The 14676-nt window shown below is 59.6% G+C and carries 10 protein-coding genes, 1 other RNA gene and 1 pseudogene; 3 read left to right on the top strand and 9 right to left on the bottom strand.

The annotated features are described in order from the left end of the window. Positions 1-16 precede the first annotated feature (16 nt). Together GF1_RS00140 and GF1_RS00135 are read left to right on the top strand one after the other, a co-directional pair. The gene (locus GF1_RS00140) at positions 17-3232 is read left to right on the top strand and encodes an SNF2-related protein (protein ID WP_267927603.1); all 3216 of its coding nucleotides are present in this window, start codon (positions 17-19) and stop codon (positions 3230-3232) included. A gap of 76 nt (positions 3233-3308) precedes the next feature. Next, entirely contained in the window at positions 3309-4226 is a 918-nt protein-coding gene (locus tag GF1_RS00135) for an SWIM zinc finger family protein (RefSeq protein ID WP_267927602.1), read from the top strand. Between the two features lie 375 nt (positions 4227-4601). Here GF1_RS00135 and GF1_RS00130 read toward each other — a convergent pair whose 3' ends face one another. The 4 genes and pseudogenes from GF1_RS00130 to GF1_RS00115 form a co-directional block, all read right to left on the bottom strand. Further along, positions 4602-5768: a Fic family protein gene (locus tag GF1_RS00130; RefSeq protein WP_353740416.1), complete on the bottom strand. Its 1167-nt coding sequence runs from the start codon at positions 5766-5768 to the stop codon at positions 4602-4604. A gap of 640 nt (positions 5769-6408) precedes the next feature. Continuing rightward, positions 6409-6769, bottom strand: a transfer-messenger RNA (tmRNA) gene (gene ssrA, locus GF1_RS00125). Between the two features lie 31 nt (positions 6770-6800). Beyond that, a pseudogene (gene smpB, locus GF1_RS00120) lies at positions 6801-7258 on the bottom strand (SsrA-binding protein SmpB). Positions 7259-7316: 58 nt separating this feature from the next. Then, on the bottom strand, positions 7317-9140 hold the full coding sequence (locus GF1_RS00115; RefSeq protein ID WP_267927600.1) for a GspE/PulE family protein: 1824 nt from the start codon (positions 9138-9140) through the stop codon (positions 7317-7319). Between the two features lie 255 nt (positions 9141-9395). On the opposite strand from GF1_RS00115, the gene GF1_RS00110 reads away from it, so the two are divergent. Next, complete coding sequence (locus GF1_RS00110; RefSeq protein ID WP_267927599.1) at positions 9396-11432, top strand: fibronectin type III domain-containing protein; 2037 nt, start codon at positions 9396-9398, stop codon at positions 11430-11432. Between the two features lie 16 nt (positions 11433-11448). Here the strand turns inward: GF1_RS00110 and GF1_RS00105 are convergent, their stop codons facing one another. The 5 genes from GF1_RS00105 to GF1_RS00085 all read right to left on the bottom strand — a co-directional run bounded on the left by GF1_RS00105 (position 11449) and on the right by GF1_RS00085 (position 14655). Continuing rightward, positions 11449-12315, bottom strand: a complete 867-nt coding sequence (locus GF1_RS00105; protein ID WP_267927598.1) for a deoxyribonuclease IV — start codon at positions 12313-12315, stop codon at positions 11449-11451. Between the two features lies 1 nt (position 12316). Then, positions 12317-13078, bottom strand: a complete 762-nt coding sequence (gene surE, locus GF1_RS00100; protein ID WP_267927597.1) for a 5'/3'-nucleotidase SurE — start codon at positions 13076-13078, stop codon at positions 12317-12319. Beyond that, the gene (gene cobJ, locus GF1_RS00095; protein WP_267927596.1) at positions 13075-13827 is read right to left on the bottom strand and encodes a precorrin-3B C(17)-methyltransferase; all 753 of its coding nucleotides are present in this window, start codon (positions 13825-13827) and stop codon (positions 13075-13077) included. Before cobJ ends, surE begins: the two co-directional genes overlap by 4 nt. Positions 13828-14047: 220 nt before the next feature. Continuing rightward, positions 14048-14341 (bottom strand): DUF167 domain-containing protein, encoded by a 294-nt coding sequence (locus GF1_RS00090; protein WP_267927595.1) that lies wholly within the window; start codon positions 14339-14341, stop codon positions 14048-14050. Between the two features lie 17 nt (positions 14342-14358). Next, the gene (locus GF1_RS00085) at positions 14359-14655 is read right to left on the bottom strand and encodes a YggT family protein (protein ID WP_267927594.1); all 297 of its coding nucleotides are present in this window, start codon (positions 14653-14655) and stop codon (positions 14359-14361) included. Positions 14656-14676: the final 21 nt, after the last annotated feature.

Raw genomic sequence — 14676 nt, 5'->3', positions numbered from 1 at the left:
CTCCCGAGCTGGTTTCATGTCCTACCCAACCCCTGTTATCCTGCACGGCGTCTGGAGCGATGCCTCCTTCTGCGTCTGGGCCGAGTCCTCCACGGGTATTCTCGACACTCCGGATTCCGTGCTGGCTGACTTCGATATTTCACCCGGTGACCCTGAACCCCTGGCCCTGACCCTGCCCGGGTGCAAAGGGGTCCCGGTCCCTTCATCCACACTCCTGGACCGGTCCCCGACGTCCGGCAGGACCAGCCTCCAGGCCTGTACCATTGCGACCACGGCCCTCCCCCCGGACACAGCAGTGGATTTTCTCCACCATATCCGGCGGGTTGACCCTGCCAGGCATCCTGACATCTTTCCCGGGCCCGATCTCGAATACTGGGCCTTTGTTCTGGAGTGGTCGGCCGCCTTCCTGGTTCGCCAGGATGTGGTTCCTGATATCACCCGGAAGGAAGAAGATATCCGCGGCTGCTGGCGTCCCTGGTTCCGTCCCGAAGAATCGGCCGCTTTTGCCACCCTTTCCTCGATCATGCCCCCGGCCTGCCTGGCCATCCACGGACGGGAGCTCTTCCGGGACCCGGAAAAGTTACGTGACGTGGCCGGGGAGTTGCTCTACGATGTCACCTGTATCCTGGTGGACGCTCTCTGCCGGAGAAGCGCCGCTGCTGCCGAGCCCGCAGCCGTTGATCCCGGACAGAGTGTCCACGACCGCTGGCTGGCAGATCTCTGCGACCGCATGCCCGGGAACCGCCAGAACATGGACACCCCCCTGGATGATCTGGGATTGCCCCCCCTGGCCCGGAAAGCTCTTGACCGGGCAGGAATCCACACGACTGCTGAACTGACCGGTTGTTCCGCCCACGAGCTGCTACGCCTGTCCGGCTTTGGCCCCGCGAGCCTGGACCGCGTCCAGGCCGCGCTGGCACGCATGGGGCTGCGTCTGGATATGTCGATGGCATCCGGCGTTCCGGACCTCGACGCCTTGGCCGATCAGCTGCCTGCCTGGCACAACCGCCTCCAGCCACAGGCCTGGGATGGTCTGCGACTCTGCTTGCGCCTTGAAGAGCCCGTCGGCAAAAAAAAAGAAAAGTCCTGGACGCTGCGTTTTCTCCTCCAGGCAACCGACGACCCAAGCCTTGTCGTTCCGGCGGATGCGGTCTGGGAAGGCAACCGGGAACTTTTTCCCGGCCGCCAGCTGGAGCGGGCCGATGTACTGCTCCTGACCGCCCTGGACCGGGCGTCACAGCTCTTTGAACCCCTGGCTCCGGTCCTTGAGCTTTCCAAGCCAGACAAATGGTTCCTTACCACCGACGAGACATACCTCTTCCTTAGGGAGGGTGCCTGGTTGCTGGAGGAGGAAGGTTTCGGCGTTCTGCTGCCAGGCTGGTGGACAGGACACCACCAGAAAATCTCCGCCAGGGCCTCCATCGCCACTGCGGAGAATGAAGCCCCGGCCGGCCTGGGTGACATCCTCTCCTTTGACTGGCAAATGGCTCTTGGCGACACCCCGATCAGTTACGAGGAACTTCGTCGGCTGGCGGCAGCCAAATCCCCCCTGGTGCAGGTCCGCGGCCAATGGGTCGAAGTCGAGCCAGCCGATATAGACCGGGCCCTCAAGTTCTGGAAGAAACGGGACCAGCTGCAGATGACCGTGGGTACGGCCATTGCCCTTGGCCTTGGCGATGAGCGAACCATCCACGGCATGCGCTTTACCGGGCTGGATGCCGGCGGATGGCTGGCCGAGGTTGTGAAAGGGCTCAAGTCAGGAGAAAAACTGCCCGTTCTTTCGCCGCCGAAAGCTCTCTCCGGCAAGCTTCGCTCCTACCAGCAAAGGGGCCTTTCCTGGCTCCATTTTCTCAGCCGTTTCGGTCTTGGCGGCTGCCTGGCCGATGATATGGGACTTGGCAAGACTATCCAGGCCCTGGCACTCATCCTCAAAAACCGTGAACAGGGCCGGACCGAGCCGGTCCTGCTGATCTGCCCCACCTCGGTCCTGGGCAACTGGCAGCGGGAGGCGACCCGGTTCGCGCCGGACCTGGCTGTCCTGCTCCATCATGGCCCCGGGAGATCACGGGAGCAAGCCTTCCAGGAAAGCGCTGCCCGACACCACCTGGTACTCACCAGTTTCGGTCTGGCGCTTCGCGATATCGACACCCTGCGCCAGGTCAGCTGGGCAGGGATAATCGTCGACGAAGCCCACAATATCAAAAACCCCGATACCAGGCAGTCCCGAGCCATCCGCAGCATCCCGGCCCGTTTCCGGATCGCCCTTACCGGTACCCCGGTGGAAAATTCCATCATGGATCTCTGGTCGATCATGGACTTCTGCAATCCCGGTTTTCTCGGGACCAAATCCTCGTTCCGAAAAAAATACCTGGGCCCGGTCCAGATGCGGCAGGACGATGAAGCAGCAAAAAGGCTGCAACGCATCACCAGGCCCTTTCTGCTGCGGAGACTCAAGACCGACAAACAGATCATCCGCGACCTGCCGGAGAAGCAGGAGACCGATATCCATGTCACCCTGACCCCGGAACAGGCCAGCCTGTACCAGGCCGCAGTGGATGACGCAAATCAGCAACTGGCCGAGGCCATTGGTATGCAGCGCCGGGGTATCATCCTGGCCACCCTGACGAAACTCAAGCAGATATGCAACCACCCGGCCCATTTTCTGGGCCAGAAGCGTCCTCTTGAAGGACGCAGCGGCAAGCTGGACCGGCTGCTGGAGATGATGCACATCCTGCGCGACGCGGGTGACAGCGCCCTGGTATTTACCCAGTTCCGCGAGATGGGCGAGCTGTTGACCCCGTACCTGCGCACCAGGCTCGGAGTGCCGGTCTATTTTCTCCATGGCGGCGTCTCGCGCAAAAAGCGTGACGTGATGGTCCGGGAATTCCAGGAAGGTGCAGGGTCGGCGATCATGGTACTGTCGCTCAAGGCCGGTGGCACGGGGCTCAACCTCACCCGGGCCAGCCACGTCTTTCATTTTGACCGCTGGTGGAACCCGGCCGTGGAGGAACAGGCCACCGACCGGGCCTTTCGCATCGGGCAGAAGAAAAACGTCCAGGTACACAAGTTTCTCTGCCAGGGAACCGTGGAAGAGCGGATAGATAACCTGCTGAAAAGAAAAAAGGACCTGGCGGAAAAAGTTGTCGGCAGCGGCGAGGCATGGCTTACCGAACTCTCTACCAGGGAACTGCAGGAGTTGTTCCGCCTGGACAGCGAGGCCGTGGAACCATGACAATCGATACTGTCCTGCATCATGCACCCCATGACACACCGGTGATCCGGGGCCAGGAATAAGGGAGGACACAGGCATGGCCAGAAAAAGGAGATATTCCGGCTGGTATCCGGCTACCCGTCCCAAAACGGTTGCCGGAGGGATCAAGGCCCGGTCAAAACGGGGCTGGTTCTCTGAATCATGGTGGGGTCGGCGCTGGGAAGAAATCATGGCCTCCTACAACATCGGCGCCAGGCTGGGCCGGGGCAAAAGCTATGCCCGGCAGGGCCAGGTGGTCGATGTCCGTACCAGTGTGGCAGGGATTGAGGCTGTGGTCCAGGGCAGCAGAAACAAACCCTACCAGGTCAGGATCAGTTTCCGCCACTGGACAGAGAAAGAGTGGCTGACCGTGCTGGACACCATTGCCGAACAGCCCAGGTACCTGGCCCGGCTGCTCAACGGCGAGCTACCGGAACACCTGGAAAACGACCTGCGGAAAGCCGACATCAACCTTTTTCCGGCTACCTACAGTGAGCTGCAGGCCGACTGTTCCTGCCCCGACTGGTCCAACCCCTGTAAACACATTGCAGCGGTCGCCTTTATCATGGCCCGAGAGTTCGACCGGGAGCCGCTGCTGCTTTTCCGCTTCCGGGGTCTGGAGCCGGAAGATTTTTTCGCCCTGGTCCGGGCCATCCAGGGGGAAGAGGTGAAGGTCGACGCTTCCAGGCCGGTGCCGCCATTGGCCACTATCCAGCAGGAAATGCTAGGCAGGGACCTGCGTCGGCGCCAGCCTGCACCTTTGGCCCTAAACGAACCGGAAACCTTCTGGTCCCGGAACCTGCCCCTTGACACCATCCCCGTGCGCCGGAAACCACCCCGGCTGGAGGCATCTCTCATCCGTCGCCTGGGCCCCCCGCCCCTCTGGCGCAGCGAACACGATTTCATTCCTTTCATGAGAAGACTTTACGCCCGGTTTCAGAAGACCGGCGAAGAAATCCTCAACAAAGACAAATAAACCGTAGGGGCGCCCCCCGTGGCCGCCCATGGTGGAACAGGGCAATAAAATACCACTCGCTCCGAAATCACCGACAACGACCCATCATCACGAGGCCATGAAACAAAAACAGCCCGTCACCCTGGTGTTTCAGGATGACGGGCTGTTTCCGTCTTAAAATGGTGGAGGGAACGCGGCTTGTTCACAAATGACTCTCATATGCCAAAATGACGTAACTTGTTGCCATCACATTGTAAATCGGCACAACACAACTTCCTTCCGGCGCCTTCCCGGAGAAATCCCTTTCTTCATGTTTTTCCCAAACAGAGAATGGATGCGGGTTCGATTCCCCTGGTCACTCCTCTTGGTGTGTTGACATGAAAAGTCCGAACGCCTTTACCCTGGCAGTTCCGTCCCCTGGTTCATGATCTCCACGTATCCGGTATAGCTGAAAAGCCGGTTGCGCTTGCGGGAAGTCAATTCCCGGACAATGCCCAAACGCTCAAGATGGGCCAGGCACTTATTGACCGTCGCCGGAGTTATGCCCGTTTTTTTCACCAGCCACCCGGAAGTGGTGATGGGACGTTCCATCATGGCCCGATGAATCCGCAGGGCAGATGGCGCCGCCCGGCCGAGGCTGCTGATCTTATCACGGTCTTTATTTGCCAGATCGACAAGTTGCCGCGCTGTTTCCACCGCCTGGGTGGCGGTGACAATGACCGCCTCCGCGAAAAAGTCGAGCCAGGCTTCCCAGTCACCGATCAGACGCACATTGTTGAGCAATTCGTAGTAATACCGGCGGTGTGTTTTGAAATAGAGGCTCAGGTAGAGCATGGGCTCACGGAGTACTGATCGCTCGCACAGAAGCAGCGTGATCAGGAGCCGTCCAAGACGGCCGTTACCATCCAGAAACGGATGGATGGTCTCGAACTGCACATGGGTCAGAGCAGCTTTAAGGAGCGCAGGGGTCGGTTCCGGCTGGTCGTGCAGAAATAATTCCAGTTTGCCCATGCAATCTATCACCTGCTCGGCCGGTGGAGGGACAAAGGCCGCATTGCCGGGCCGGGTGCCGCCGATCCAGTTCTGGGTCCTGCGGAATTCGCCCGGTGTCTGGTTGCTGCCCCGCCCCTTGGCAAGCAATATGGAGTGCATCTCTTTTATCAGACGCAGTGACAGCGGGAACCCCTCGGCCAGTCGTGCAAGGCCATGGTCCAGGGCTGCCATATAGTTGCTCACTTCCCGGACATCATCCATCGGCACACCGGGCTCCATGTCCAATTCGAAAAGCAGGAGATCGGAGAGCGATGACTGCGTTCCCTCGATCATCGAGGAGAGAACCGCCTCCTTACGAACGTACATGTACAGGAACAGCGAGGTGTCCGGTAGCAGGGTTGAGACACTGTCCAGCCGACCCAGCGCCAGTAGCGCCTGGTCGAACTTGTTACGCAGCTCCGGTGTCCAGTCGATGGGCGGACGCGGAGGCAGCGGCGCGGGCACGAAGGCCTGGGCCTTCTCACCCACTGTCGATATGGTCACGTATTTTCCTTGGAGTTCTCGCTTCATCCTGCCTGCCCCGAACCTAAAATAAGACTGTCCTTTATTTTATCTTTGTCGCACATCCTAAAATAAAGAGTCAAGAAGGAAAAAACAAGTGGTTTTCCCGAGGACTGGACGGAGCAGCGCCGACAATTCGGTTTCGCCACTAACTGACCATCGGACCAGAGCAGCCCCAACAGCCGACCATCAGCGGTCGGCTGTTGATTCGCACCATCCCTGGCGTTCACCCTGCTGGCGGCCTGTCGGCCGTCCAAATCCGCTGTCCTGCGGATTTGTCTTTTGCCGGGACTGAGAAATCCGAGTTGATAGCTTTCCCTTGCTGGCCAAGAAGTGCGAAGTTAGAAACGAAAATGCCACCGGGACACCGACTGATGACATACCGCAACCACCCGAATGGGCGACAGAGCGGAATCTATTTATTTTCTAAGGAGGTAGCTTTCCGGACGAGCTTCGGACTTCGTCCGGAGAAAACAGAGAATCTGGGGGCAAACAGAGAATGAAAGGCGGGAAAAGAGGGAGAATTCGGCGGGAGGAGAACGGGTCTGGAAAGATGTGAAACGGGCGCAAACTCTTCAGAAACAAGGGGAAAAAGAAAACCCGTCACCCCGGAGAATGACCCCGGAGAGACGGGTTGTCTTTTTTCAAATGGTGGAGGCGGCGGGAGTCGAACCCGCGTCCGGAGATACTCCCCTGCAGGCGTCTACATGCTTAGTCCTGTGAAGGGGTTGTTTATCGTGCCTTGGCCCCTCCAGGACAAGGGGCTGTCAGCACTATCCGCTGTGGAGTTTCGCCGCCGGAGCCACCGGAGAACCCCGGAAGCTATCCCGCTAGTCGATGCTCTTACCCGGTCCGCAGGAGTAACCGGGGAGCAGTGGCTTATTTATGCTGCCACAGCATATGCATAGTCGTCTGCGACTATATTTACGTTCCACCTGTTTTACGAGGTTGGCGGAATCCTCGGCATGCAGCCTGAGCTTATGTATCCCCGTCGAATCCGTTTCGCCCCCTTTCAATCTTTCTATGTTCTTGTGCTGATCCCTATTCCTTGTACCGCCGCAAAGCGCGTTCCAGATCCCGGTCGCTCTGCTTCTTCTTGAGTGCGGCGCGTTTATCATAGAGTTTCTTTCCCCGGGCAAGGCCCAGTTCCACCTTGGCCTTGCCATTATCTATAAAGTAAATCTTAAGTGGGATAAGCGCAATGCCTTTTTCTTTTAATTTTCCCGTAAGTCGGCGGATTTCCCGCTTGTGGAGCAGGAGCTTGCGAACCCGCAGCGGATCGGGCGATACATGGGTGGCAAAGGAATAGGGGAAATATGGACATTATAAAGAAAAACCTCCCCGTTCTTCACCTTGGCATAGCCGTCCTTCAGGTTGGCCCGCCCGGCCCGCAGGGATTTCACCTCCGGTCCGGTCAGGACAATGCCGGCCTCCAGTCGATCATCGATATGATAATCGTGGAACGCCTTTTTATTTCTGCAGACAATTCGCTGTCCCATAGGTTACGTCGTCATCTATCCATTGTGCCGGTCCGAAAATGGTCCGGCAGGCTTCTGTTCACTGCTGTTCCCCGGTTACCCGGATGGCCTCTTCCAGGGTGGTCACGCCGCGGCGCACCTTGCGCCAGGCATCCTCACGCAGGGTGGTCATACCCTCACCGATGGCCACCTGCCGAAGCCGGGCATCGGTGGCCCGGTCGGCCACCAGTTTCTTGAGCTGCTCCGACATGGGAAAGATCTCGAAAATCCCCAGCCGTCCCAGATATCCCGTTCCCCGGCAGTGCTGGCACCCCTTGCCTCGCCTGAGTTCCACCGGACCGTCGCCCTCCACGGGAAAGCCGAGCCGGGCCAGTTCCGCGCCGGTCACCTGGTAGCTCTCCACACAATGCGGGCATATCCGCCGGACCAGCCGCTGGGCCAGGGCCCCGAGCATGGTGGAGGCGACAAGAAAGGGCTCCAGCCCCAGATCCACCAGCCGGATAATGCTTGAGACCGCATCGTTGGTATGCAGGGTGGAAAAGACCAGGTGTCCGGTCAGGGCCGCCTGGACCGCATGGGTTGCGGTCTCCAGATCGCGGATCTCACCGATCATGATAATATCTGGATCCTGGCGCAGGATATTACGTAAAATAGAGGAAAAGGTCACGTCAATTTGTGTCTGAACCGCGATCTGGTTGAATTCCTCATACACCATCTCCACCGGATCCTCGACGGTGACGATGTTCTTCTCCGGGGTGGCAATCTTTTTCAGAGTGGAATAGAGGGTGGTCGATTTGCCGCTGCCCGTGGGCCCGGTAACCAGGACAATACCGTGCGGAGCCCGCATGAAGTTCTCGTAGACCTGGAAATCCCGCCTGGAAAAACCAAGTTCATGCAGGTCCTGAAAGATAACATTGGGATCCAGGATACGCAGGACTATCTTTTCCCCAAAGGCCACCGGTACCGACGATACCCGCAGCTCCGCCTCCTTCTCCCGCCCCTGGCCGATCTTGATCCGCCCGTCCTGGGGCCGCCTTTTTTCGGCAATATCCAGCCGTGCCAGTGACTTTATCCGCGAGGCAATGGCCGAATGGACCGCTTTGGGCAGCTTGTATATGGTGTGCAGCACCCCGTCGATCCTGAAGCGGATCAGGCAGATATTGCGCTTGGGCTCGATATGGATATCACTGGCCCGCTGCTCCAGGGCATAGTGGAACAAGTGGTTGACCGCGGCCTTGATATGCTGATCCGTGGAGGTCAGCTCCTGGGCCGAGGAAAGCCGGACATACTGCTCCAGGTTGCCGATATCCACGGTCTGCGATCCGCCGACACCGGCGCCGAACTGGGTTTCAGCAGCCGTTATGGAGCGCTGGAAGCCGAAAAACTCGGCCAGGATCTTCTTTATATCGCTGCGGGTGGAAAGAAAGGGCCGGACCTTGACCTGATTGGCCCGCTCGATATCTTCAAGCACTGACTGCTTGTCCGGATCATAGAGCGCCACCTCCAGGATACCGTCATGCAACTCCAGCGGCAGAATCAGGTGGGTAAGGGCAAAGGAGCGGGGAATGGTCCGGGTCACCACCTCCATGTCCAGTTCCAGCGGGTCGAGCTTCTTGAACGGAATCTTCAGCTTACGGCTCACCGCCCGAAGAATGACCTCCTCGCCAAGACGCGCCCCCTTCTGCCCGGGAATTTCGAGCCGCAGGGACGCAATGATGTCCACCAGGTCCGGATAGCCCCGGTCCGGACGGCGCCTGTCCTCCGGCCGCCGGTTTCCGGCCTGCTTGAGGAGTTTCTGGCGCTGTTTGCCCTTGTGCAAAATGATGTACTGCCGCTGCTCTGTCGTCAGCAGGTTCTGCTCACAGAGCAGGTCGAGGAGTGCATCACTTTGTAACAGGCCCATACTTTTTTCCATATGCTGGCGAAATATCCCTTCCGATCCGATTCGATCAAAGTGGCAACTTCCTCTATCATCTCCCGCAATGGATCGGGAAGCAAGTTTTTTTCAACAGTTCTCCGGTGATTCCCCACGACACCCCCGGGACAGATGGTGAAGGTTCCCAAAAACCATTCATTCTGGTATACTTATAAATATCTGGTTTTTTAAGCTGTTACAGCTCGCAGCCTTCCAGTTACAGGAAAAGAGAGATCCCGCACCATGTCCCCAGCCAAGGCCGTACTGCTCCTGTTTGCCTCGATTCTTCTCTGCTGTGTCCGGCCGGTGACCGTCCAGGCCGCACCGGCAGAAGAACATCCCAGCGACCAGGTGGCCATCCACATCGCTCCGGATGCCCGGCAACACATCCTGAACCGGGTCGTCCTGCTGCCCTTTACCGGCGACAGCCCCGACTTTGCCCGCCAGGTCACCGCACTGTTCCACGAGGCCCTGGAGCGAACGGGCAAGTACCGCCTCCTTGCCCTGGAAAAAGCACAGGGCTGGCAGGCCAGGCACCGGAAAACAGATCCCGTGCAGGCGGGACGGGACCTGGATGCCCGCGGCGTAATCACCGGCCGGCTCAGGGGGGACTATTCACTCTCCGGTTCCGAACCGGCCAGGCGCTGCACCATCAGCATGACCGATGCCTGGAACGGCCGGACACTCTGGGAAATACGTTCGGAACTTCCCTGGCGGAAAGGGGAAAAAACTCTTTCCATGGAAAAAACCATGGAGGGCCTGACCCTCAGCCTGGTCCGGAAACTGGTCGCCGCCGGAGATATCTACTCACCCCTGCTCCCGACCCCGCAGGTTATCTCCACCCAGGGCGACCTGCGACGCAACCGGATCATCCTCCAGCCGGATCCACCCCATATCTATACCGGTTATCAGTTGCTTCGCGCCCCGCGGCCTGACGGAATATTTCGCGCCGTCACCGAACCGGTTCCCAACAGTCAGGGGTTGGTTATTCTGGAGGACTCCGGACTTAAGGATGCAACCACTTATTATTACACTGTTATCGGCCTCACCACCACCGGCCTTGCCAACGTACCGGCCGCCCCGCTTGCTGTCACCACCGCCGGCACCCCGCCACCGGTGAACGGATTTCACGCCGCCGGCAACAGCCTGCGCCGCATCCGGCTGTTCTGGGAACCATCCCAGGACCCACGGGTCAACGGCTATGTCCTGTTCCGCAGCGAACGGAAAAAAGGCCCCTTTGAAAAAATCGCCACCATCGAGGGACGCGACCGGCAGACATACACTGACTACGGCGAACGAACACCCTTCAGTACCTATGGTGCCCTGAAGGACAGCACCGAGTATTTCTACACGATCAGGGCCCGTAACATTGTCGGGGTGCTCAGCAAGGATGCGCCCGTTGTCTCCGCGGTTACCAAGGGCGCGCCCCCACCCCCGTCCCAGGTCCGGGCCATCGAAGGCCAGCCCCGCCGGGTACCCCTGTTCTGGACCCGGGTCACGGATCCGGATGTCAAGGGCTATGCCATCTTTCGCAGCCGCTCAGCCAGCGGGCCGTTCAAACAGATCGATTCTGTCGGCGGCCGCGACTGCCAGAAGTACACCGATGACGGCACCTGGGGCAATCCTCTCCAGGATCACACCAGGTATTTCTACAAGATCCAGTCCATCAATGTGGTCGACGTTCGTTCCAAAGATTCGGCGATCGTGTCCGCTACCACCAAGCCGGCGCCGCGACCGGTATCGGGACTCCAGGCCAAGAGTCGCCTCTTTCGCCGGGTCGCCCTGAGCTGGTCGCCAGGTCCGGAGCCGGATATCATAACCTACCAGATCTTCCGGGGTGAAACCCTGGACCGGGTAACCCACCAGGTCGGCTCGGTCAAATCGGAGCAAACTACCTTTATCGACAAGGACCTGGAAGACGGACGCACCTACTGGTACCAGGTCCGGGCCGTGGACAGGGACGGCCTGAAGGGCCAGATGTCCAATCCGGTCCAGGCCACCACGAAACCGCCACCATCCGCACCCGCCCATCTCCGGGCCCGGTGCACGGCCGAAGGTATCCAGCTTTCCTGGGATCCGGGGACAGAAGGAGATATCGTCCGTTACGAGATTTTCACCACGGGATTTCTGGCCGCCAGAACAGGGGAAAGCACGGAACCGCGCTTTCTCTACAGGATCGAGCCCGAATCGGGCAGGGAATACAGTTTCCGGGTGGCAGCCGTGGATGCAAACGGTCTGAGCAGCGAAAGTTCACAAACCGTTTCGATCACCTGCAGGTAGGAAAAAAGAAGTCCATTCAGGAGCCGGAATCGTTCAGGAGTGAACGCAGGACCCGAAGATTGTCCCTGTCTTCCTGCAGTTCCTTACCCTTGGGGGTTTCCAGGGTCATGGCATGGTCACCAAACCGGGGATCAGTGAGCAGGTGGCGAAACCCTTCCAGGCCTATACAGCCCTGACCTATATGCTCATGCCGGTCCACCCGGGAGCCCAGTTCCTTCTTGGAATCATTGAGATGAAACAGGCCGATCCGCTCCAGGCCCACGGTCCTGTCCAACTCGTCAAAAGTCCGGGTATAGGCCTCGGAGGTGCGGATATCGTAGCCGGCGGCAAAAATATGGCAGGTATCGACACAGATACCGAGCCTGTCGGGATACCGGGACAGGCCGATGATCGTGGCCAGCTCCTGGAAACGGTGCCCCAGGCCCGTTCCCTGGCCGGCCGTGGTCTCCAGCAGGACCGTAACCCCGGCGGCCGGGTCCCCGGCCCGTTCCAGGACCTCATCGAGATGACGCGCCACCCGTTCGAGCCCGGCCTCCACCCCGTCGCCGCCGTGGCTGCCCGGGTGGATCACCACCTGGCCGATACCCAGACGACCGCAGCGCAGAAGTTCATCGGTGAAGGCGGCCACGGATTTGACCGCGGTCTCCTTCTTGCCGGCCGCAAGGTTGACCAGGTACGAGGCATGCGAGGCAACGGGCATCCCGCCTGCCGCATCCCAGGCCTCCCTGAAAAGGGTCACCTCTTCCTCGGTCAAAGGTGCAGCCCGCCACTGCCGCTGATTGCGGGTGAAAATCTGCAACGCCTCGCCACCGACACGTACAATCCGCTCAAAGGCCAGGTGCAGGCCACCGGCCACCGATTCATGGGCTCCGAGATAGACCATCCTACATCTTCCAGTTCCGTTTGAGATAGTCCAGCCCGGCATGGTTAGTCAGGTCGAGCTGGATGGGGGTCACCGAGATCCAGCCTTCGCGCAGGGCCTGCTCGTCGGTATTGTCCCCGCCGGACCAGTGCACCGTGCCGCCACCGATCCAGTAATGCTTGCGGCCCCAGGGGTCAAAGGTTTCCTGGATGGCATCGTGATAGATCCGTCGCCCCTGCCGGGTGAAGCGAATACCTTGAATCTCGCCGGCCGGAAGCCCCGGCACATTGACGTTTAAGAGCGTGGTCTCCGGCAGGCCGAACTCCAGGGCCATGGAGGCCAGCTTCCAGGCAACCCCGGCGGCGACCGTAAAATCGAACGGGGCCTCGCCGCCGAGCGAAAAGGCCAGCGACTGGATCCCGTACATGGTTCCTTCGATGGCAGCCGATACTGTCCCGGAATAGCTGATATCATCGCCGAGATTGGCCCCGGGATTGATCCCGGAGACGATGAGATCCGGCCGTCGTTCCAGGATCTTGTTCATGCCGATGATCACGCAGTCGGTAGGGGTACCGTCCAGGGTGTAGACATCGCTCTCCAGCCGGCGCACCCGAAGCGGGCGGCTCATGGTCAGGGAATGGCTCACCGCGCTCTTGTCCTGTTCCGGAGCCACGATCACGGCCCGGCCAAGGGAGCGAACCGATTCGTACAGGGCCCGGATACCGGGGGCATAGACCCCGTCATCATTGGTCACCAGGATGAGCGGTTTGTTCCCTGTCTTCATGCAAGTCCGTACTTGTCCCGGTAGCCCCGCGGCGTAATCATCTTCTCCTGCCAGGTATAGGTGGTGGAGTTGCCGATGATGACCGTGCTCTGCATGGTGATGTCACAATCAAGCATCCCCGCCAGGGTGGTGAGCTGCACGGTCTCGTGCTCCCGGGTGGCGCCGGTGACGATCCCAACCGGAGTCTCCGGGCTGCGGTGCCCAAGCAGGATCTCCCGGGCCCGAACGATCTGGGTGGTGCGCTTCTTTGATTTCGGATTATAGAGAACTACGACAAAATCCGCGGCCGCGGCCGCCTCCAGTCGTCGCTCGATCACCTCCCAGGGGGTCATCAGGTCAGAGAGACTGATGGCGGCGAAATCGTGCATGAGCGGGGCCCCGAGGATGGCGGCGCAGCTGTTCAGGGCCGCGATGCCGGGGATAATATCGATCCGGCACCTGCTTTTCATCTCCCGGGCCAGCTCAAAGACCAGGCCGGCCATGGCATAGATGCCGGGATCTCCGCCACAGACCAGGGCGACCCGTCTGCCGCTGTCACCAATCTCGAGCGCCCTGCGGCACCGGTCGATCTCCTGCATCATCTGCGAGCTGACGATTTCCTGGTCGGCACGGAAAAAATCCCGTACCAGGTCCAGGTACGTCCGGTAGCCGACAATGACATCGGCCTCTTCAAGCACCTTCCGGGCCCGCGGCGTAACAAGGTCCCGTGCCCCGGGGCCGGTTCCCACCACAGACAGCAATCCACTCATTCCCTGTTCCCCTTCATCTTCAATTCGCAACTTCCTCTTCACGATTCACAATGTGATTACCACTGAAATTCAGCCACCGATGGATGAAGGTGTCGGCCTCACCCGTTTCACGGGTGTCTGTGGCCTGGATGGCCACAGTCAAGCCCCCAGGGACGGGTTTATGGCGTCCCGTGAAACAAGGGAGGTCGACACCGGTTTCAATGCCAAAGATTGATGGTAATCAGAATTCACAATGCACAATTCTCCTGACGTCCTCTTCGCTGATCCCCTCGATGACGAGCTGTTTGCTGCGGGCCTGGTGGCCGCTCTGGACGGTTATGGCGGACTTGGGGAGGTGAAAGAGTTTGGCCAGAAAAGCGATCAGGGCCTTGTTGGCCTTACCATCCACCGGCGGGGTGGTCAGACGGATCTTGAGGGCACCGTCATGCAGGCCGGCCAGCTGGTTGCGGCTGGCCCGAGGCTGCACACGCACAGCCAGCAGGAGCCGGCCATCGGCCAGGGTCTTCACGGGCATGTCTTCCGGGCGCCTGCTCAGCGCAGGCTCATGGCAATCTGCTGCAGGGTCGGCACCAGGAAACTCTGGAGAAAAACGATCCCCAGGATCAGGATCATGGGGCTCAGGTCGATCCCACCCATGACCGGCAGGACCCGTCGTATCCTGACGAGCAGCGGCTCGGTGGCCTGAACCAGAAAACGGACAATGGGATTATAGGGATCCGCATTGACCCAGGAGATAACGGCCCGGCCGATGACAATCCAGATGTAGGCACTGAGCGCAAAGCTGATGAGCTTGGCCAGGGCCATGATAAAATTACTGAGAATAAACATAATCAGGTTCCAAGCTTCGGG

It is taken from the genome of Desulfolithobacter dissulfuricans (genome assembly GCF_025998535.1).
Lineage (GTDB): Bacteria > Desulfobacterota > Desulfobulbia > Desulfobulbales > Desulfobulbaceae > Desulfolithobacter > Desulfolithobacter dissulfuricans.
The sequence above is the reverse complement of the archived record's forward strand: the minus strand, read 5'-3'. Positions and strand labels throughout refer to the sequence as shown.